26 protein-coding genes are annotated in these 20,082 nt (G+C 47.2%); 16 read left to right on the top strand and 10 right to left on the bottom strand.

The annotated features are described in order from the left end of the window. Nucleotide 1: 1 nt before the first annotated feature. Genes CWI78_RS05295 through CWI78_RS05270 form a run of 6 tightly spaced genes read right to left on the bottom strand, consistent with a single transcriptional unit; the run spans nt 2 to nt 4,813 of the window. Nucleotides 2-1,462, bottom strand: a complete 1,461-nt coding sequence (locus CWI78_RS05295; RefSeq protein ID WP_126780948.1) for an RNA polymerase factor sigma-54 — start codon at nt 1,460-1,462, stop codon at nt 2-4. Nucleotides 1,463-1,483: 21 nt separating this feature from the next. Continuing rightward, a complete protein-coding gene (gene lptB, locus CWI78_RS05290; RefSeq protein WP_126780946.1) occupies nt 1,484-2,209 on the bottom strand; it encodes an LPS export ABC transporter ATP-binding protein in 726 nt (241 codons plus the stop codon). Nucleotide 2,210: 1 nt separating this feature from the next. After that, nucleotides 2,211-2,753, bottom strand: a complete 543-nt coding sequence (gene lptA / locus CWI78_RS05285) for a lipopolysaccharide transport periplasmic protein LptA (protein WP_126780944.1) — start codon at nt 2,751-2,753, stop codon at nt 2,211-2,213. Next, nucleotides 2,722-3,285: an LPS export ABC transporter periplasmic protein LptC gene (gene lptC, locus CWI78_RS05280; protein ID WP_126780942.1), complete on the bottom strand. Its 564-nt coding sequence runs from the start codon at nt 3,283-3,285 to the stop codon at nt 2,722-2,724. The genes lptA and lptC overlap by 32 nt, the downstream gene beginning before the upstream one ends. After that, nucleotides 3,282-3,836, bottom strand: a complete 555-nt coding sequence (kdsC, locus tag CWI78_RS05275) for a 3-deoxy-manno-octulosonate-8-phosphatase KdsC (RefSeq protein WP_126780940.1) — start codon at nt 3,834-3,836, stop codon at nt 3,282-3,284. Before kdsC ends, lptC begins: the two co-directional genes overlap by 4 nt. Continuing rightward, nucleotides 3,836-4,813 carry a KpsF/GutQ family sugar-phosphate isomerase gene (locus CWI78_RS05270; RefSeq protein WP_126781057.1) on the bottom strand — a complete coding sequence of 326 codons (978 nt, stop codon included), beginning with the start codon at nt 4,811-4,813 and terminating at the stop codon, nt 3,836-3,838. Before CWI78_RS05270 ends, kdsC begins: the two co-directional genes overlap by 1 nt. 156 nt (nt 4,814-4,969) lie before the next feature. Between CWI78_RS05270 and CWI78_RS05265 the strand changes: the two genes are divergently transcribed. The 8 genes from CWI78_RS05265 to murA all read left to right on the top strand — a co-directional run bounded on the left by CWI78_RS05265 (nt 4,970) and on the right by murA (nt 10,245). Next, nucleotides 4,970-5,545, top strand: coding sequence for a TetR/AcrR family transcriptional regulator (locus CWI78_RS05265; RefSeq protein WP_126780938.1), 576 nt, complete (start codon nt 4,970-4,972; stop codon nt 5,543-5,545). An 85-nt stretch (nt 5,546-5,630) separates the two neighbouring features. Further along, nucleotides 5,631-6,431: an ATP-binding cassette domain-containing protein gene (locus CWI78_RS05260; protein ID WP_126780936.1), complete on the top strand. Its 801-nt coding sequence runs from the start codon at nt 5,631-5,633 to the stop codon at nt 6,429-6,431. Next, nucleotides 6,428-7,207 (top strand): lipid asymmetry maintenance ABC transporter permease subunit MlaE, encoded by a 780-nt coding sequence (gene mlaE, locus CWI78_RS05255; protein WP_126780935.1) that lies wholly within the window; start codon nt 6,428-6,430, stop codon nt 7,205-7,207. The genes CWI78_RS05260 and mlaE overlap by 4 nt, the downstream gene beginning before the upstream one ends. Before the next feature lie 2 nt (nt 7,208-7,209). Continuing rightward, the gene (mlaD, locus tag CWI78_RS05250) at nt 7,210-7,677 is read left to right on the top strand and encodes an outer membrane lipid asymmetry maintenance protein MlaD (RefSeq protein ID WP_126780933.1); all 468 of its coding nucleotides are present in this window, start codon (nt 7,210-7,212) and stop codon (nt 7,675-7,677) included. Between the two features lie 17 nt (nt 7,678-7,694). Continuing rightward, on the top strand, nt 7,695-8,366 hold the full coding sequence (locus tag CWI78_RS05245) for an MlaC/ttg2D family ABC transporter substrate-binding protein (protein WP_126780931.1): 672 nt from the start codon (nt 7,695-7,697) through the stop codon (nt 8,364-8,366). Then, the gene (locus CWI78_RS05240; protein ID WP_126780929.1) at nt 8,366-8,677 is read left to right on the top strand and encodes an STAS domain-containing protein; all 312 of its coding nucleotides are present in this window, start codon (nt 8,366-8,368) and stop codon (nt 8,675-8,677) included. Before CWI78_RS05245 ends, CWI78_RS05240 begins: the two co-directional genes overlap by 1 nt. Before the next feature lie 37 nt (nt 8,678-8,714). Next, nucleotides 8,715-8,969, top strand: a complete 255-nt coding sequence (locus tag CWI78_RS05235) for a BolA family protein (protein ID WP_126780927.1) — start codon at nt 8,715-8,717, stop codon at nt 8,967-8,969. A gap of 16 nt (nt 8,970-8,985) precedes the next feature. Further along, nucleotides 8,986-10,245, top strand: a complete 1,260-nt coding sequence (gene murA / locus CWI78_RS05230; protein WP_126780925.1) for a UDP-N-acetylglucosamine 1-carboxyvinyltransferase — start codon at nt 8,986-8,988, stop codon at nt 10,243-10,245. A gap of 17 nt (nt 10,246-10,262) precedes the next feature. Here the strand turns inward: murA and CWI78_RS05225 are convergent, their stop codons facing one another. The 3 genes from CWI78_RS05225 to CWI78_RS05215 form a co-directional block, all read right to left on the bottom strand. Continuing rightward, nucleotides 10,263-11,312, bottom strand: a complete 1,050-nt coding sequence (locus tag CWI78_RS05225) for a trypsin-like peptidase domain-containing protein (RefSeq protein WP_126780923.1) — start codon at nt 11,310-11,312, stop codon at nt 10,263-10,265. A gap of 63 nt (nt 11,313-11,375) precedes the next feature. Further along, nucleotides 11,376-12,734: a DegQ family serine endoprotease gene (locus CWI78_RS05220; protein WP_126780921.1), complete on the bottom strand. Its 1,359-nt coding sequence runs from the start codon at nt 12,732-12,734 to the stop codon at nt 11,376-11,378. Nucleotides 12,735-12,822: 88 nt separating this feature from the next. After that, entirely contained in the window at nt 12,823-13,284 is a 462-nt protein-coding gene (locus tag CWI78_RS05215) for a Z-ring associated ZapG family protein (protein WP_126780919.1), read from the bottom strand. Between the two features lie 119 nt (nt 13,285-13,403). Between CWI78_RS05215 and zapE the strand changes: the two genes are divergently transcribed. The 8 genes from zapE (at nt 13,404) to CWI78_RS05175 (ending at nt 19,491) form a co-directional block, all read left to right on the top strand. Next, on the top strand, nt 13,404-14,498 hold the full coding sequence (gene zapE / locus CWI78_RS05210; protein ID WP_126781055.1) for a cell division protein ZapE: 1,095 nt from the start codon (nt 13,404-13,406) through the stop codon (nt 14,496-14,498). Between the two features lie 197 nt (nt 14,499-14,695). Then, a complete protein-coding gene (rplM, locus tag CWI78_RS05205; RefSeq protein ID WP_054489830.1) occupies nt 14,696-15,124 on the top strand; it encodes a 50S ribosomal protein L13 in 429 nt (142 codons plus the stop codon). Between the two features lie 17 nt (nt 15,125-15,141). Then, complete coding sequence (gene rpsI, locus CWI78_RS05200) at nt 15,142-15,534, top strand: 30S ribosomal protein S9 (RefSeq protein WP_126780917.1); 393 nt, start codon at nt 15,142-15,144, stop codon at nt 15,532-15,534. Nucleotides 15,535-15,759: 225 nt separating this feature from the next. After that, on the top strand, nt 15,760-16,350 hold the full coding sequence (gene petA / locus CWI78_RS05195; RefSeq protein ID WP_126780915.1) for a ubiquinol-cytochrome c reductase iron-sulfur subunit: 591 nt from the start codon (nt 15,760-15,762) through the stop codon (nt 16,348-16,350). Then, entirely contained in the window at nt 16,350-17,618 is a 1,269-nt protein-coding gene (locus CWI78_RS05190) for a cytochrome b (protein ID WP_126780913.1), read from the top strand. The genes petA and CWI78_RS05190 overlap by 1 nt, the downstream gene beginning before the upstream one ends. Then, a complete protein-coding gene (locus tag CWI78_RS05185) occupies nt 17,615-18,349 on the top strand; it encodes a cytochrome c1 (protein WP_126780911.1) in 735 nt (244 codons plus the stop codon). Before CWI78_RS05190 ends, CWI78_RS05185 begins: the two co-directional genes overlap by 4 nt. Nucleotides 18,350-18,433: 84 nt before the next feature. Next, nucleotides 18,434-19,057 carry a stringent starvation protein SspA gene (sspA, locus tag CWI78_RS05180; RefSeq protein WP_126780909.1) on the top strand — a complete coding sequence of 208 codons (624 nt, stop codon included), beginning with the start codon at nt 18,434-18,436 and terminating at the stop codon, nt 19,055-19,057. A gap of 26 nt (nt 19,058-19,083) precedes the next feature. Continuing rightward, on the top strand, nt 19,084-19,491 hold the full coding sequence (locus tag CWI78_RS05175; RefSeq protein WP_126780907.1) for a ClpXP protease specificity-enhancing factor: 408 nt from the start codon (nt 19,084-19,086) through the stop codon (nt 19,489-19,491). An 11-nt stretch (nt 19,492-19,502) separates the two neighbouring features. Here CWI78_RS05175 and dolP read toward each other — a convergent pair whose 3' ends face one another. Then, nucleotides 19,503-20,078: a division/outer membrane stress-associated lipid-binding lipoprotein gene (dolP, locus tag CWI78_RS05170; protein WP_126780905.1), complete on the bottom strand. Its 576-nt coding sequence runs from the start codon at nt 20,076-20,078 to the stop codon at nt 19,503-19,505. Nucleotides 20,079-20,082 lie beyond the last annotated feature (4 nt).

Below are 20,082 nucleotides of genomic sequence, written 5' to 3'. Positions count from 1 at the left end.
ATTACAAAAGACTTTTGCGTTGGCTCGATGATGGAATGTTTAACGATTCCCGATACTTCGCAATTGTCCTCCTTGCTACTTGGATACCTTGTTCAGCTATCAGTTCAGCAATTTTGCTGTCACTTAATGGTTTACTGCGTTTTTCCGCTGCGACCATCTTCTTAATTAAAGCACGTATTGCGGTGCTTGAACACTCACCGCCGCCCTCGGTACTAACATGACTTGAGAAAAAGTACTTCAGCTCGAATACGCCACTTGGGCAGTGCAAGTATTTTTGTGTGGTGACCCTTGATATGGTGCTTTCATGCATATCAACCGCTTCGGCAACATCATTAAGTACCATGGGCTTCATGGCCTCTTCACCATGTTCAAAAAAGCCTTGCTGACGCTGCACAATACAATTCGCCACTTTTAGCAAGGTATCGTTTCGGCTCTCCAGACTTTTAATAAACCAACGGGCTTCCTGAGTATTATTTTTGATGTACTGACTGTCAGCTACCGTCTTAGCCGCTTTACTCAGTGCCGCGTATTCTTCGTTCACTTTTAATTTAGGTACGCTGTCGGGGTTTAATTCGACCACCCAACGGCCATTTTTTTTAGTCACAGCCACATCGGGGATGACATATTCAACAGGTTGTTGCGCAATTTGTTCACCCGGGTGGGGGTGAAGCCGCTGAATTAACCGCATGGTCTGGCGCAGTTCGTCTTCCGATAACTTTAACTTGCGCTGAATGGTCCGAAAATCGCGGCTGCCTAATAAGTCCATGTGTTCGGTCACCAGGCATAACGCGGTGTCTCTGTGTTCGGTATCCGCGCTTTGCTGACGCAATTGTATGGCAAGACATTCGCTGACGCTGCGTGCGCCCACCCCAATGGGGTCAAAGTGCTGAATGCGTTTAAGCACCATGCAAACTTCTTCTGCGCCCACTTCGGGTAAACGAACTGCCTCAATAATTTCGTCAACATCGGCTTTTAAGTAGCCGTTATCGTCAATGGCTTCGATAATGGCTTCGCCAATGGCGGTGTCTTCGTCAGAAAAGTGGGAAAGTTGCATTTGCCAAATAAGATGGTCTTGCAAAGATTCACTGGTTGAGCCCTGATAAACCTCAAAGTCACCGTCAAACGACTTACCGGAAGATGCAGCACCGTTCACCGGTGTCTGGCTGGAGTAGGTATCATCCCAACTGCTGTCAACGGGCAACTCGTCCGGCATTTCCTGAGTTTTAATCACATCGGAGGTTTCTCGTTGACTGTCGTCTCGTTCTTCTATGTTACGGCTTTCTGCATGGTCAGCTTCGTTGCTGCCATCACCTTCGACTTCCAGCAGGGGATTACTGTCCAATGCATCCTGGATTTCAGCCTGAAGGTCGAGCGAGGAAAGCTGCAGCAGGCGAATGGCCTGTTGAAGTTGTGGCGTCATGGTCAGGTGCTGACCAATTTTTAGCTGCAGACTTTGCTTCATAATGACTGTCCCGGCATCACGTTATAGGGTGAACTGCTCACCGAGGTAAACGTCTTTAACCTGTTGATTCGATAATATACTTTCTGCATCCCCGCTGGCAATAAGCTCGCCATGACTGACAATATAAGCGTGCTCACAAACCGATAGAGTTTCACGCACGTTGTGGTCAGTAATTAACACACCAATACCACGTTGCTTTAGATGTTCAATGATTTTTTTTATATCAATCACTGAAATGGGGTCGACACCAGCGAATGGTTCGTCCAGTAAAATAAAAGTCGGCTCTGCCGCCAGTGCGCGGGCAATTTCGACCCGACGACGCTCACCACCTGACAGGCTCATGCCCTGGCTATTGGCAATATGGCCAATATTAAACTCTTCTAATAAGGCATCAAGCTGCTCTTCACGTTCGTTGGCTGATAGCGCTTTGCGGGTTTCTAAAATTGCCATCAGGTTATCGCGTACCGTCAGTTTGCGGAAAATAGAAGCTTCCTGTGGCAAGTAACCAATACCTCGTCGCGCGCGCTCATGCATCGGCAGCAAAGTGAGGTCGTTGTCATCCAGTAAAATTTGGCCTTTATCGCTGTTGACCAATCCAACAATCATATAAAAGGTTGTAGTTTTACCAGCACCGTTAGGCCCTAATAGCCCAATAACCTGCCCCTGGCTGACTTCCAGACTGACATCTTTAACCACCTGGCGACTCTTGTAGCTTTTGGCTAAATGTTTAACTCGTAGGGTGGCCATATTAAGGGTTCTCGTTATTATTTTTGTCTGAGTCGGTTTTCGGTTTTGGGGTGAAGATAGTAATGACGCGGCTGTTTTCTTCACCTGAGCTGGTTGCCGTTACCGTTTGCTCATCCAGATCATAGGTAATTAACTCGCCACTTGAACTGCTGCTGCCCTGAGATATTCGTGCGTTGCCACTTAACTCCAGTCGCTGCTCTCCCTGAAAGTAAGTGATTTTATTCGCCTCTGCGTTAATTTGATTACCATCATCCAGCGTTTGGCTATAAGTTGCCGGGCTGCCTTCGGCGACGAAGGTATCAGCTTGTTCCGCGTTTTCGCTGGCGGAGGCTTCTAACCGATCCGCGCGGATCAATAGCGTGCCTTGGCGAATAATGACATTGTCGGTTAAAACCAGACGGTTATTTTTGATATCGAGCTCTTCCTGGCTTGATTCCACTTCCATTGGCTGGCTAAAGTCAGACTTACCCTGAGCAAGCACCGCTGATGGTATCAAGGCAACCAGGATAAACTTACTCAGCAGGCTGGAAAATCGTTTTAACATGTCTTTTTAGCTCCATTCGTTCAGCTTTCAGGTCTGCGCTCATACCATTGCCGCGTATTAATAACCGAGGCCCGTGAATGCTTACGGGGTGCTCGGTGCTCATGGACTGATTTTTTAAATCAACAATCAGGTACTCGGTTAACACTTGTTTGATTCGAGTATCAGGTTCTAAAGCAAGGATTTCAACATCACGCTCTAAAATCAGGGTTTGATCGTCATAGAATGTTCCCTGCGTGGCACTCACTTCCCAAATTTCTTCACCTTGTTCAGAAAACACGGTGTAAACCGGCTGTTCAAGCTCGGTTAAACCAATTTGATTATAATGAGACATCTTGTCCGATTTAATTTTGTGAGCCAGTAAACCATCGCTTTCAAAAATTCGGGTTTGCAGACCAAAAGCAGTAAAATCAGGCTGCATCATTCGTGTTGCCGTGGCATTACTGCCATTCGTGTCATCGCCAAAAGGGCGCCAGACAAGTAGTAGTCCGGCGCCGAACAGCAAAATGAGAATGACAGTAACGCGCCGACTCACACACTGGCTCCTGTTGCCAGGTGCAGTTGCCCCTGGCTGAGCATAATCAAGTCGCAGACTTCACGCACCGCACCATGTCCACCGTGGCAACGGGAAATATAGTCCGCTTGTTGCTGTACTGAGGCATGAGCATCCTGCACCGCAATACCCAGCCCGGCCGCTTTGATCAACGCTAAGTCGGGTGTGTCATCGCCCACGTAAGCAACTTGGTCAATGCCCAGCTGCAGTTTCTCCAGCAATTCGCTAAAGGCGGCCGTTTTATCATTCTGTCCCTGATAAATGAAGCCGACACCCAAGTGTTCCATGCGATGTTCAACAATGCGAGAAGTTCTACCGGTGATAACCGCGGTTTCAACTCCTGACTTTTTTAAAGCTTTCATTCCAAACCCGTCGCGGGTGTGGAATGCTTTCAGTTCTTCACCGTCATTGCCTAAATAAATTCGGCCGTCAGAAAATACGCCGTCAACGTCCAGAACCAACAGTTTTATCTCAGAAAAGCGTTTAAACAGGCTCTTCTCGATATCACCGTACCAGGTATTAATACACTCCATCAGAGCACTCCCGCCCGCAGTAAATCATGCATGTTCATTGCGCCACATGGCTGCCCATCGTCGTTGGTGATGATAAGCCCGTTTATTTTACGATCTTGCATCAGTTTTAACGCTTCTGCTGCCAGCATGTCTTCGTTTGCGGTAATACAGGAGCGGGTCATAACGTCAGCTATGGGTGTTTTATGCACATCGACCCGGTTATCCAGAATGCGACGTAGATCACCGTCGGTAAATATGCCAGCTAAACGCTGATTGTCATCAACCACTGCCGTCATTCCCAGACCCTTACGTGACATTTCTAATAGCGCTTCGCTGATAATGGCATCAGCCGGAATAAGCGGGACTCTGTCGCCCGTGTGCATCACGTCGTGTAGGCGCAGTAACAGGCGCTTACCTAAAGAACCGCCGGGGTGTGACAGGGCAAAGTCATCCGCAGTAAAGCCGCGGGCATTGAGCAGGGCGACCGCAAAAGCGTCCCCCATCACCAATGTTGCCGTGGTAGACGCTGTAGGTGCTAAACCCAGTGGGCAAGCTTCCTGTTCAACGGCAATGCAAACATGAGTATCGGCAAGTCTTGCCAGGGTTGAATCTGGTTTGCCTGTCATTGATATTAAGGGAACGCCAAGACGTTTTATGACCGGAATAATGTTCAGTACTTCGGCGGTTTCACCGCTGTTGGATATGGCAATGACAACGTCCTGAGCGGCAACCATACCTAAGTCGCCGTGACTGGCTTCGCCCGGATGCACAAAAAACGCTGGCGTTCCGGTCGAGGCTAATGTTGCGGCAATTTTGCCACCGATGTGGCCGGATTTTCCCATGCCAGTGACGATGACGCGGCCTTTGCAGTTAAACAGTGTTTGGCAGGCCGCATCAAAGTTGTCATCTAAATATTGGTACAAACCATCAATCGCTTTTTTCTCGATATCCAGTACTTGTTCGCCCAGCAGCCGAAAATTCTGGGTTACTTGCTTCATTGTCATGCCTCTGGCGTTGTACTTTTGCTCTGTATAATACGTCATTCAGTGCAACTCTGCCTACCGTACTCAGGTAAATCTTGTATTTTATTGCAAAAATAATTACTATACCAACCAGACGGTTAATAAAGCCACTTTAGGTAAAGCGAAGACGTTATGGTAGAGAAAAAAGGAGCAGGGCGACCCAGTAACAGGGAAGTCATTCTGGATGCGGCAGACCAACTGGTTGCTGCTGAGGGGGCTGCTCATCTGACGTTTGATGCCTTAAGCCAAGAGACCGGTATCAGTAAAGGCGGTTTGCTTTACCATTTTAACAGCAAAGACTGTTTGCTTCAGGCGATGTTAAAACGCCGCGTTGAGCGATATGAAGCTTTGCGGGAGCAATACCATGAGCAATTTATTGATGACCCAAAAGGGGAATTAAAAAGTATCTTATTAGCGGCGCTTGATACGGATGCTGAATGCTCTCGCCTGGGAAGCGGCATGTTGGCCGCGGCAGCGACTAATCCGGAACTGCTAGGGCCATTGAAAGAACACGTGGCTGAGACTTTACAAAGACTGGAAGGCATTGCCGGGAGTAAAGTGGGGAAAACCTTATTTTATGCGGTTCATGGTGCTCGTTTGTTTGAGCAACTAAACTTATGTGACGCCTGCGTGCATGAGCGCGAAGACTTTGCACAATATTTACTGAAGCTTGTCGATGAATTGACAGAAATAGAGTCGATTCGCTGATAAGATTTGCAACATATTTTCGGTATCAGACTTTACCGACAGTCGCTAAACTAATGGGCTGCTAAACTCGTAACAGGAAACTGTCGTGACAAACTTGGTAGAACTTAAGGATCTGACTTTTGCGCATGGAGACCACCGGGTCTATGACGGGCTGTCGCTAAATGTTCCCAAAGGCAAAATGGTTGCCGTTATGGGCCCTAGTGGAATTGGGAAAACGACTTTGTTGCGGCTTATTGGCGGGCAACTGAAACCCGATAGTGGCAGTATTAAAGTGGCCGGAGAAGAGGTTCCACAGCTAAAGCGGGATGCGTTGTATCAACTGCGGAAGCGCATGAGCATGTTGTTTCAAAGTGGTGCCCTGTTCACTGATATGTCGGTTTACGAAAATGTGGCGTTTCCACTGCGTGAACACACAGACTTACCAGAAGAACTGATCCGCAGTGTTGTCTTAATGAAGCTGGAAGCTGTCGGGTTACGTGGTGCACGGCACTTAATGCCGTCGGAGTTATCCGGTGGTATGGCGCGTCGCGCAGCATTAGCAAGAGCCATTGCATTAGACCCTGACTTAATTTTGTACGATGAGCCGTTCGCGGGTCAGGATCCAATTTCTATGGCGGTGATTGTAAAATTGATTAAATCTTTGAATGAATCGCTGGGCTTAACCTCTATAGTTGTCTCCCATGACGTAAAGGAAGTTCTTTCGATTGCAGATTACGCTTATGTCATCGCTGATAAGAAAGTTGTCGGTCAGGGTACACCAGATGAGCTACGTAGCAATGACACGGCAATTATTCAGCAGTTTTTGAACGGCGCACCAGACGGGCCTGTGGCATTTCATTACTCCGACGATGATTTTACAACGGATTTGTTAAGGGGCGAGGGATGAGCCAGTTTTTTCAATCTATCGGGCGCCGAGTTTTAGATAGTCTGGCGGGTATTGGTTACGCGTTGGCGATGCTGATGAGCGCTATCATTGGTAAACCGCAACCACGCAAATCCTGGCCGCTATTTGTCAAACAAATGTATGTGGTCGGCGTACTGTCAATGCTGATTGTCATTGTCAGTGGTTTATTTATCGGAATGGTGCTGGGTCTGCAGGGCTATACCATTTTGGTCGACTACGGTGCCGAGCAGAGTCTGGGGCCGATGGTGGCGTTATCTTTACTGCGCGAATTAGGTCCCGTTGTTACAGGGCTTTTATTTGCAGGTCGTGCTGGTTCAGCGTTAACTGCAGAAATTGGTTTAATGAAAGCCACTGAACAACTGTCCAGTTTAGAGATGATGGCGGTTGACCCGCTACGTCGTGTTATCGCCCCGCGCTTTTGGGCTGGCTTAATCAGTATGCCGTTGCTGGCGCTAATGTTTTCAGCGGTCGGTATTTATGGCGGTTATCTGGTGGGCTCTGGTTGGCTGGGTGTCGATGAAGGCGCTTTCTGGTCGGTAATGCAGTCAGCTGTTGACTGGCAGGACGATCTGCTCAACGGCATCATCAAATCGATTGTATTTGCCTTCGTTGTTACCTGGATAGCTTTGTATAAAGGCTATCGTTCGGTACCAACTTCTGCGGGAATTAGTGCCGCGACAACGTCGACAGTAGTAACCGCGTCGCTGGCAATTTTAGGACTCGATTTTATTCTTACAGCTATCATGTTTGGTGGATAACCATGGAATCAAGAAAAACACAGTTATGGGTAGGCGTTTTCGTTGTGGTCGGTATTCTAGCCTTGTTCTTCATTGCGTTACGAGCGGCCAGCGGCACTATGACCACGTCAGGTGACAGTTATACCCTTTACGCTAAGTTTGACAATATTGGTAGTCTGAAAGTCCGTTCTCCTGTGAAAGTGGGAGGCGTTGTTGTGGGCCGTGTCACCGATATTTCATTGTCGGGCGACTATTATGAGCCACGCGTAGAAATGAGTATCAGTAAAGAATATGACCAGTTTTCAGAAACCAGTACGTTATCGGTGCTGACTTCCGGTCTGCTAGGTGAGCAATACCTTGGGCTTGAACCCGGTTTTATCGATGACAGCGTCGATACACTGGAGGACGGTGATATGATTACGGACACCAAGTCTGCGCTCGTTTTAGAGAATTTAATTGGCCAGTTCCTGTTTAGTCAGGGTAACGATTAAGTGGTAAGGAGAACACCATGGCAGTAAAACAATGGATAGCAGCGCTAGCTGTAACGTGTTTATTAGTTGCATCAGCGTCTGCGGATTTAATCCGCAATGAGAATCCTCACGAGCTGTTAAAAGAAGTTGCCGAGAAGACATTTGGCCGGATAGAGGCGGACAGAGGTAAAATTGATAAGGATCCGAACTACCTGAAGGACATTGTCGAAGAGGAAATGATGCCGTACGTTGACAGTCTGTATGCATCAAAGAAGGTACTGGGCCGTTATTTTCGCGATACGGATAAAGAACAACGTGAGCGCTTTTACCGGGCATTCTATGATTATTTAGTGGCAACCTATGCGCGTGCGTTTACTCAATATGATGAAGATATACACACGGTCAGCTTTGAACCCAGCAATGAGCTTGCTGACGATGCTCGCTCTGCCATTGTCCGTACCCGGGTGAAAGAAGAGGGACGCCCTGAAATTCGTCTGGACTTCCGCATTCGTTACGATTCAGATGAAGAAATTTGGAAAGCTTATGACTTAGTGGTAGAGGGCGTGAGTCTTCTGAACAGCAAGCAAAGTGAAATTTCTTCTGTTATTCGTGCTAACGGAATTGACAAGACCATCGAACTGATTGAAAAGAAAGCTTCTGAACCTATCAAGGCCGACGACGAAGTTGAAAATCCGGCAGAGGGAATTTAATGAGCACACAGCAACTCGGTTTGGCCTCGGTCAACGTTAGTGATGATAAAACTTTGGTGTTTAGTGGTTCACTGACTCGTCACAGCGTCGCTAACCTTTGGTTACAGCGAAAAGACTGGCCGGTCAGAAAAGAAACCAAGGTTGATTTAACGGATGTTGACGTTATTGATACTGCCGGTGTTGCCTTTTTGCTTGAGATCCTGAAACTTATTGGGAATGGTAAAGGGCCGTTGGTGTGCGTTGGAGCCTCCGAGCAGTTGAAACAAATTGCCCGCGTTAGTGGCGTTGAGTCATTGCTTTCGTTAAGCTAGGGGGTCTTACTAACTTTTAAGCCAACGGCAGATAAGAATGAATACTGAAGAACTTAAAAACTTGCTTAATGATGCGCTCTCTTTAGAAGAGCTACTGGTCAAAGCTGAAGGCGCAAACGTTGAAATTATTGCTGTCAGCGAAGACTTTAAAGAGATGAGTCGGGTAAAGCGTCAGCAAGCAGTGTATGGACCTTTAAATCCCTTAATTGCAGATGGTTCTATCCATGCTGTCTCGATAAAAGCCTACACGCCTGAAGACTGGGCGCGTGATAAAAAATTAATGATGCCATAAGGTTGTTGGTTAGTTGATGGATAAATTTAAAATACGTGGTGGTCAACCGTTATCCGGTGCTGTCACCATTTCAGGCGCGAAAAACGCCGCTTTGCCTATCTTAATGGCGTCGTTGTTGCCTTCAGAACAAGTCACGTTATCTAACGTTCCGGACTTGCACGACGTGGATACCACGCTGGAGTTGCTGGACTGTCTGGGTATTAGCCACAGCAGCCTGAACAACAATCGTGTCTGCATCGATCCAACAACACTGAATCATTTTAAAGCGCCCTACGATTTAGTTAAAACGATGCGAGCTTCTATTTTGGTCTTAGGTCCGTTATTGGCTAAAACTGGAAAAGCGGAGGTTTCGCTTCCTGGTGGCTGCGCAATAGGTGCCCGACCCGTTAATCTGCATATTGAGGGTTTACGCAAAATGGGGGCCCACATTGATGTCGAAAATGGTTATATCAAGGCTTTCGTCGAAGGTCGTCTTAAAGGCGCTGAAATTCTGTTAGATACGGTCAGTGTTACTGGTACTGAAAATTTGATGATGGCGGCGGTACTGGCAGAAGGCGAGACTGTGATAGAGAACGCGGCTCGTGAACCGGAGGTTATCGATTTAGCGAATTTCCTGAATAGCTTGGGCGCTAATGTACGTGATGCTGGCTGCGATACTATTCATATAACCGGTGTCGATAAGCTGCATGGTGGTGAATACAGCGTCATGCCCGATCGTATCGAAACGGGGACCTTTCTAGTTGCAGCTTTAGCAACAGGCGGCTCTGTTCGTTGTGAAAAAACCGATCCGGCAAGCCTGGATGCTGTTCTCAAGAAACTGGAAGAAGCGGGCGCAAGTATTGAGAAAGGCGACGACTGGATAGCCTTGCAGAGTAAAGGGCGACCTAAAGCGGTGAATATTATAACTGCCCCGCATCCTGCATTCCCGACCGATATGCAGGCTCAATTCTGCGCTTTAAATGCTATTGCAGAAGGTACTGCAGGTATTCGTGAAACCATTTTCGAAAATCGGTTTATGCACATTCCTGAGCTAAGGCGTATGGGGGCTAATGTCGAGTCAGATGGGAATACGGCCTTGTGCCATGGCGTCGAGGAATTAACCGGTGCCGAGGTAATGTGTACCGATTTACGTGCTTCCGCGTCTCTGGTTATAGCTGGCCTTGTTGCTACTGGCGAAACTATAGTCGAACGCATCTATCATATTGATCGTGGTTATGAAGGTATTGAGAAAAAGCTCCAAGCGATAGGAGCGGATATCGAGCGAGTGACGGCTTAAAACAGCCGTCCTTCGTTTTAACGAGGCAATTCAGCAACAGTAACCGTGGTTGTCATGCGCGTGTCTCCACGGTAGAACTCGATTTCGAGTTGAGAGCCCGGTTTACTATTAGCCACACGATCAAGTCCCTCCGGAGCGGATCGAACAGGTTTACCAGCAATGGCGACTAAAAAGTCATTTCTCTGCAACCCGGCTTTTGCCGCAGGGCCTTCGCGTTCAACATCAGTCACTAAAATACCCGACAAGGACTGCTCTTCACTGAAGTTAGGGTTAACACTGATGCCGATGTAGCCACGTACCACCTCGCCTTCCTGAATCAGTGTTTTCATCACCTTGCGAGCATTCTCATAAGGTACGGCAAAGTAAATACCTTCGCCGCCGTCACCAAAAGCTGAATTGTAGCGAGCGTTATTGATGCCGATGAGCTCTCCGGCTGTATTGACCAACGCACCACCGGAAGCTCCCTGATTGATCACGGCATCCATCTGAATGAGGTCGGAGTACGAGTTGCTGACCCCAACCCGGCCACCACTGGCGCTAATGATTCCCTGAGTGATCGTCTGGCCAATGTTATACGGATTACCGATAGCAAGAACAATATCGCCAACTTGAATCCGGCGTGTTGACTGAACGGGGATAACCGGAAGATTATCGGCGTCAATTTTGAGCACAGCAAGGTCGGTATAGCGATCGCTGCCGATTATCTGAGCGGCATAGCGCCTACCGTCTTGCAAAGCCACTTCAACTTTATCGACATTATCCACCACATGGTGAGCCGTCAGAATATAGCCCTGAGAGTCCATAATGACACCGGAACCCAGACGCAAGACACGCGATGACTGAGGTTGATAATAAGACCCCTGTATTTCACCCATGCTGTATATATTAACGACTGCAGGAGCTGCTTTGCGAACAGCCTGGTTGAAAGAGATAATTTCAGAGTTCGTTTGGCTTAAAGACTCTGACTGCCCCCAAAATGGCTGGGTGACAATAACAATAGCCGCAACAACAAGGCCTAAGCCAACTGACTGAAGCAAAAATCTTAGGGTTGACGAGAGTTGTTGCATATCTGCTTCCGGTTAAATTAGGTGGTATCAGCATAGCACTGATACCACCTGCCTGTCACAATGTCAGTTTGTGTTGCGCAGCACGATAAAGAGTGAACTGTCGTCACGCTTAATATTCAGCGCGATAACACCGGCTTTGTCTTCTATAGCAGCACGCAGTTCGGCCACATTATTCACTCTCACTCTGTTAACGCCTTGAATAATATCGCCTTCTTCGAGCCCAATGCGAGCTGCTGGAGAACGTTCTTCTAGCTCCGTAACTTCAATACCATTGCCGGCTTCAGATGCAACCAACGTGGCTCCCTCTAAAGCCGGGTGAATCGAGGCAGCGGTAACAGCGGTATCCTGTGCACCCAGGGTGACATCAACCGATAGTTCTTCTCCATCGCGGATAATACCAAGCTCTATTGACTTGCCTGAGCCTATCGAGCCCACAAGCGCGCCCAGCTCCGAGAATGAGCGAATGGTTTGTTTATCAACTGAGATGATAACGTCACCGGATTCAATCCCTGCATCGGCCGCCGAACTACCTGGAACGACCTGAGAAACGAAAGCGCCCCGATTTACTGGAATATTCAGCGCCTGAGCGACATCGTGGGTCAGATCGTTTCCACGAACACCTAATACGCCGCGGCGTACTTCACCAAACTCAATGAGCTGTTGTACTAAATTATTCATCATGTCTGACGGGATAGCGAAGCCGATACCGATATTCCCTCCATTAGGGCCCAGTATTGCGGTGTTAATCCCAATCAACTTGCCATCTAAGGTAACCAAAGCCCCACCTGAGTTACCACTGTTGATGGCGGCATCGGTTTGAATAAAGTTTTCCAACTCCTCAATACCCAGCCCGCCACGTCCTAATGCGCTGACAATGCCTGAGGTTACTGTCTGACCGAGCCCAAAGGGGTTGCCAATTGCGACCACAAAATCACCGACTCGTAAATCGGATGATTTACCTAACTCAATAGAGGCAAGGTCTTCGCCATTTTCGATTCTTAGCAAAGCCACATCGCTTCGCTTGTCTGTGCCTATCACCTTGGCATCAAATTCGCGGCCGTCTTTTAAAGTGACCAGAATTTCGGTCGCATCATCAATGACGTGGTTGTTGGTGACCACATAGCCATTCTCTGCGTCAATGATGACGCCTGATCCTAGCCCCTGAAATGGGCGTTCTTGCACTTGCTCTCGTGGCGAGTTAGGGCCAAAGAAGAATCGAAGAGCGTCCGGTAAACGCTGACGCACTTCGCGCTTGCCTTTCACGGAAATATTAACGACGGCAGGAGTAACCTCTTCCAGCATGGGGGCTAAAGTGGGTTGTTCGTCACCGTTACTAAAAAATGGAATACCGGCCTGAGCCGAAGTAATAGGGGTAAAGCTAAAAACAATGAGTAAACTGAATAAAGCTAAGACTCGTTTCATGGTTTGAGTGACTCCTTAATCAAGCACTAACAAGCGATCTGCGAGTTAAGACCGCTTGCTAGCAATATGAGTTCACTCTAAAAGTGTTTCAAGATGTTTTTGAGGACTCTTTATCTGATTTTTCTTCGTAGCTGTTTGAAAATAAACCACTAGAGCCTTCAGTGTAGTCGCGGGGAATGTCGTTGGCGCTGTAACTGTCGCGGCCAGAGCGGTGATCTTTGTTCAGCGAATTGGCAACGCGCAATTGCTTAAGTGTGTCTTCAGAGAAAAAAGGCAGGTCGCTCTGGCCTTCATTTTTCTCCAAAAGCTCAGCACTTTGGTTCAGATAACTCTGTAAGCGTTGCTGAGTATCCGCCAGTTGCTCAACCATAGCGTTGGCTGTTGCGAAATGTTCAGCCACTTCTCGCTGGTAGTCTGTCAAGCGCTGTTCGCTTTGCTGAACTTGCTCTTCCAGGTCGCCGGACTGACCTTTTGATTGACTGTAACGAGCTGCGAAAAAACCAATGATTGCACCAGCAATGACCAACAGAACCCCAATAATCCAACTCATAATTAACTCCTGAACAAGCTGCTACAGCTGCGAATGATTGCTGCGCTTCACCTTCATGGTAACATATTACCTTATAGGATAATCCCAACTGAGGTGAAGTGGTAGTGTCCAAACAGCAAATGTCTCCATTAGAACGTTATCAATATGATATCGAACACAATGGCTTCTCGGAAGATGAAGCCCAGCTTAACGCCGTTAAACATTTGCAAAGACTGCATGACGAGCTTGTTGAGTGGCACGGTTATCAGACCTTACCAAGCTGGCGGAAGTGGTTAAGCAAAGCTCCTGACAGACCTCAGGGCATTTATTTTTGGGGCGGTGTCGGACGCGGGAAAACCTATCTGGTCGATACCTTTTTCGAAAGCCTGCCTATTGAGCGTAAGTGGCGCATTCACTTCCATCGCTTTATGCACCGGGTACACAGTGAACTGAAACAACTCGATAAACAGAGTGACCCGTTGCACATCGTTGCAGATAAAATTGCGGGTGAAGCGCTGATTGTCTGCTTCGATGAGTTTTTTGTGCAGGACATTACTGATGCGATGTTGTTGGGTAAGTTGTTTGAATGCTTGTTTGAGCGAGGTGTTGTTCTGGTTGCTACGTCCAATATTATCCCTGACGACCTGTACAAAAATGGTTTGCAGCGTGCGCGATTTATTCCAGCGATAAAACTGATTAAACGACACTGCGATGTGGTGAATGTAGACAGTGGTATCGATTACCGGTTAAGAACGCTGACACGAGCGGAAATTTTTCACTCACCGTTGGATGAACAGGCAGATAAAAACCTATGGCAGTATTTCAAAGAGCTGGCTCCGGAGTGCAAAGACCGATACGAGTCGGACTGTATTGATATCGAAGGTCGGGATATCGATGTACGAGCTGAGTGCGACGATGTGGTGTTCTTTGATTTTGCTTCTCTTTGTAAAACGGCGCGCAGTCAAAACGATTACATGGAAATAGCGAGAATCTATCACGCTGTCCTTATCAGTAATGTCGAACAAATGGGCGCAGGAAAAGACGATACTGCCAGACGCTTTATTGCGTTAGTTGATGAGTTTTACGAACGTCGGGTAAAACTCATTTTGTCAGCCGAAGTGGATATCGAATCACTTTATACCGAAGGTCAATTAACTTTTGAGTTCCGCCGCTGTGTCAGTCGACTGCAAGAAATGCAAAGTCAGGAATATCTGGCAATGGCGCATAAAGCATAAATTTCAGAAAATGCGTGATCTTTAACCGCATTTTTCCTATAATCCGCGCAGCCCACGTTACAGTCCGTTGTGTTACCTAACGTAATGCAGCGGTCGCAGCAGATAACTAAATGATTTTTATCATTTTTTTATTGTTGTGATTCGCGGGGAAGCCCGGAATTACTGTCCGTGAACTTTTAAAATGTAGGTTTTATACAATGAAAACATTTGTAGCCAAGCCAGAAACGGTAAAACGCGACTGGTACGTAGTAGACGCTGAAGGCAAAACTTTAGGTCGTTTAGCTACTGAAATCGCTCGTCGTTTACGCGGCAAGCACAAGCCTGAGTACACTCCTCACGTTGATACTGGCGATTATATCGTTGTTATTAATGCTGAGAAAGTTGCCGTTACCGGTAACAAAGCTCAGGACAAGATGTACTACTCGCACACTGGATTTCCGGGTGGTATCAAATCAATCAGCTTTGAAAAACTGATTGCTAAGAAACCAGAGATGGTCATTCAGAAAGCGGTGAAAGGTATGTTACCCCGTGGTCCATTGGGTCGTGCCATGTTCCGTAAACTGAAAGTGTACGCAGGTACTGAGCATAACCATATTGCTCAACAACCTAAACAACTGGATATATAATACGGAGCAAGAACACTATGGCAGATAATCAATACTACGGTACTGGTCGTCGCAAAAACTCCACGGCTCGCGTATTTTTGCGTCCTGGTAGCGGCAACATCCAAATTAACAACCGTGAACTGAACGAATACTTTGGTCGTGAAACGGCTCAGATGGTTGTTCGTCAACCATTAGAGTTAGTTGAAATGACTGAGAAGTTTGACATGTACATCACCGTAAGTGGTGGTGGTACGACAGGTCAGGCGGGTGCAATTCGTCACGGTATTACTCGTGCATTAATGCAATACGACGAAGCTTTACGTGGTCCATTACGTAAAGAAGGTTACGTTACTCGTGACGCTCGTCAGGTTGAACGTAAGAAAATCGGCTTGCACAAAGCACGTAAACGTCCACAGTTCTCAAAGCGTTAATTCGTCTTTATTTATTGTGGCAAAACCCAGCTTCGGCTGGGTTTTTTTATGCCTGTACGAAATGGAAATACACCAATAAGGGCGGCTATTAAGCTTGTAAAAAGTGTGTCTTTTCATTATCATCTCAAAGCATTTTCTGTAATCCGCATAAGCGGACAAAGCAGCAGCTAATTCCCGACTTCGCGACAATGTATCGTGGAGCGTCCAAAACTGGAGAATAGATGGATGAGCAATGCGCCTGTAGATAAAGGCCGCCGTCGTTTTTTGACCGTCGCAACCTCAGTGGTAGGTGGTGCAGGAGCGGTGGCTGTCGCCGTTCCTTTCATAGCATCATGGAACCCGAGTGCAAGAGCGAAAAACGCGGGAGCGCCAGTAGAAGTAAATATACGCAAAGCTGAGCCCGGTCAGCTAATCCGTGTGAAGTGGCGTGGTAAACCTGTATGGGTCGTACGCCGTACACCGGAAATGCTTGAAGGGTTGTCGAAAGTAGAAGACAGACTTCGTGATCCAAAATCAGAACAACCACAACAGCCAGAGTATGCACAGAACCAGCATCGCTCTATCAAAGAAGAATTCTTTGTTGCGGTTGGAATCTGCACTCACTTGGGTTGTTCCCCATCATACCTGGAAAATGGGATGGGCGATCACGTTGATGGCGTTGATTCTGGCTTTTTCTGCCCGTGTCACGGTTCTAAGTTCGACATCGCAGGTCGCGTTTTTGAAAGCGTTCCGGCACCTCTGAACTTAGCTGTGCCACCGCATTATTTTATCGACGACAACACCATTTTGGTGGGTGAAGATAAGGGGCAAGCATAATGTTTAAGCGATTTGTAGAGTGGATGGATGCCCGCATCCCCATGACAAAAACCTGGAACATCCACCTGGCGCAGTATCCGGCTCCCAAAAACTTTAATATGTGGTACGTGTTTGGCTTCTTGGCCACAATCGTACTGGTTAACCAAATACTGACAGGTATTTGGTTAACCATGAACTACGTACCAAGCGCTGACGGCGCATTTGCGTCAGTCGAATACATCATGCGTGACGTCGAATACGGTTGGTTGTTGCGGTACATGCACTCCACTGGAGCGTCAGCGTTTTTCGTTGTCGTGTACCTGCATATGTTCCGCGGCATGATGTATGGCTCTTACCAAAAGCCACGTGAGTTGATTTGGCTGTTTGGTATGTTCATCTTCCTGGTATTGATGGCAGAAGCCTTCATGGGTTACTTGCTACCTTGGGGACAAATGTCTTACTGGGGTGCGCAGGTTATTATCTCATTGTTCGGTGCCATTCCGGTTATTGGTGATGACCTTACCTTATGGATCCGTGGTGACTACGTCATATCGGGGGCTACGCTAAACCGATTCTTCGCACTGCACGTCATTGCGTTGCCACTGGTACTGGTTATTCTGGTCTTTTTACATATTGTCGCTTTACATGAAGTTGGCTCTAACAACCCTGATGGGGTTGATACGAAAAAACCGAAAGGCTCTGTACCAGACGAAGAAAAACCGAAGTTCAAGTTCCACGAGCGTTTTACTAACAAGAAAGACGTTGTCGATTCTATTCCGTTCTATCCTTACTATATCCTTAAGGATTTATTCGGCTTTAGCATATTCTTGTTCTTCTTCTGCTACGTTATTTTCTTCAATCCGGAGATGGGTGGATTTTTCCTTGAGCCGCCTAACTTTGAACCAGCGAACCCGTTGAAGACACCAGAGCATATTGCTCCAGTATGGTATTTCACACCGTTCTACGCCATTTTGCGCGCGGTGCCGGATAAACTGTTTGGCGTCATCTTAATGTTTGCTGCCATTGTCTTTCTGGCTTTGTTGCCTTGGTTAGACCGTGGTCGAGTACGCTCTATTCGCTATCGTAGCCTGTTGCATAAGCTGAACTTAACGGTATTTGCAATCAGCTTCGTTGTACTGGGTTATCTGGGAACGCAGCCTGCAACGCCAGTTGCAACGGTGTTCGCACAGATATTTACGTTCCTGTACTTTGCATTCTTCGGGCTGCTCTGGTTCTACAGTAAGCGCGAGAAGACTAAACCGGTACCAGAAAGGGTGACGTCGAAATGAAAAAATTGTTAATCGCTCTTGTAACCTTGGTTCCGTCGCTGGTATTTGCGGCGGATCCGGCCGTTCCATTGGACAAGGCTGAAGTCGACTTACACGATAAAGCCTCACTGCAGCGCGGTGCGCAGCTGTATATGAACTACTGTCTTGGCTGTCACCAATTGGAATATCATCGTTACAATCGTACCTTTGAGGATATTGGTATCCCACAAGAACTGGGAGAAAAACATCTGCAGTTCACGGGCGATAAAGCCGGTGATCTGATCACCAACAACATGAATTCAGATTCAGCCGCGAATTGGTTTGGTACAGCGGTACCGGATTTAACCAACGTTGCTCGAGTAAGAGGTGCTGACTGGATTTATACTTACCTGCGCTCATTTTATAAAGATGAGAGCCGTCCTTTTGGTGTGAATAATGCGGTATTCCCTAATGTGGGAATGCCTCATGTGCTGGAAGAACTGCAGGGGCTCCCTGAGAAAACTTATGAAGAGCGCATGATAGACGGTGAAATGAAAGAAGTTTACGTCGGCTTAAAAAGCGATGGAAGCGGCCGTTTATCGGAAAGTGAATATGATCAAGCGATGTTGGACTTAACAGCATTTCTGGTTTATACCGGAGAGCCAATGTTGTTAGAACAGCGTCGAACTGGTTGGTTTGTCTTTGGTTTCCTGCTGGTATTCACCGTTCTGGCATGGTTACTGAAAAAAGAGTTTTGGAAAGACCTGAAATAATCAGGGCTTATCAGTCTGTTAGACAACGACTCAAGAAAGGGTGGCTTGCCACCCTTTTGCCGTTGATATTATCTGGAGAAAGGAATGGCTGTTGCAGCAAATAAACGCTCAGTAATGACGTTATATTCAGGAAAGGATGACTTAAAGAGTCATCAGGTACGTCTGGTGTTAGCTGAGAAAGGTGTTGGTGTCGAAATTACGTATGTGACCGACGAAAGTACGCCGGAGGATCTGTTACAGCTTAACCCGTACCCAGAGGCTAAGCCGACTCTCGTTGACCGCGAACTCGTACTTTATAACGCGCAAATTATCATGGAATATCTTGATGAGCGTTTCCCACATCCTCCGCTGATGCCGGTATACCCGGTTGCCCGTGGCACGAGTCGTCTTATGATGTATCGAATCGAGCGTGACTGGTACAGCTTAGCTGAGAAAATTCAGAAGGGCGACGCGCAAGCAAGGCAGGAGTTGAAAGAAGGCATTCTTTCTTTGGCGCCAATATTTGCTGATACGCCGTATTTCATGAGTGAAGAGTTCAGCTTGGTTGATTGCTATTTAGCCCCTCTATTATGGCGCTTGCCGGCTTACGGTATTGATTTAGAGGGTCAGGGCGCGAAAGAGATCAAGCAATATATGGTACGTTTATTTGAACGTAAAACGTTCCAAGACTCTTTAACAGAAGAAGAGAAAGAGCTCGCCCGTCATTAATTTCATCGACGTCGAGGAGTAGTGCTATGACGCCGAAAAGACCCTATCTGCTTCGTGGGTTGTACGAGTGGATTGTTGATAATGATCTGACGCCGCATTTGGTTGTTGATGCAACCATTGTTGGTACTGTTGTGCCGCAAAACTTTGTCAGCGAAGGCCAAATTGTTCTTAACATTTCGCCGACAGCAGTGCAGGGCTTGCAGTTAGCTGATCATGAAGTTCGCTTTAGCGCGCGCTTTGGTGGGCAACCTATGCAAGTGATTGTTCCAATGACCGCCGCTTTAGCGATTTATGCTCGTGAAAATGGAGCTGGTGCAATGTTTGAAGCTGAGCCTGAGCTTGATAAGATGCCTGAGCCTGAAGAAGAGCAGGGCAGCACTGAAACAGAGCAAAAAACGGCTAAGAAAAAACCCAACTTAAAAGTTGTTAAGTAAAATTGAAAGCACTAACGCTTAATGGTTAGTGCTTTAATTACCCGCTCGACCCCTTCAACATTTCTGGCAACTTCAACGGCTGCATCCGCTTCTGCCTGACTTACGTGACCCAGTAAAAAGACTTCCGCATTTTCTGTGACCACTTTAATGTTGGTGGCATCAATTGACTTGTTGTTAGCGAATTTAAGTTTTACTTTGCTGGTTATCCAGCTATCTCCTGCGCGAACAGATGCTGAGGCTTTTGACCCAATGCGTAATTGATTGAAAATCTTATTGATGCCGTTGGTATCTCTGATGACGTCTTCTGCTCTTCTTTTTAACGCTTCACTTGGTACCTGACCAACTAATAAAACGTTGGTGTCATAGCTAATAGCAGCGACACGAGAGTCTTCAAGCTGCTCGTCACTTCCTAATTTTGCATTCGCTTTCATTTCTATCGTCTGGTCGTCAACTTGGGTTCCTATCGTGCGTGGGTCAGTAGCCGATGATATGCCAACTGCGGCAGCACCGACGGCAACCGCCGCGCAGCCTTGTAAGCTCAATAAGCTGATAAAAATGACGGGCAAAACGGATTTAGATAATGTCATATGC

Origin of the sequence: Idiomarina ramblicola (assembly GCF_003987255.1) — a bacterium.
Lineage (GTDB): Bacteria > Pseudomonadota > Gammaproteobacteria > Enterobacterales > Alteromonadaceae > Idiomarina > Idiomarina ramblicola.
Note: the sequence above shows the minus strand (reverse complement) of the source record. Positions and strands in the feature narration are given on the sequence as shown.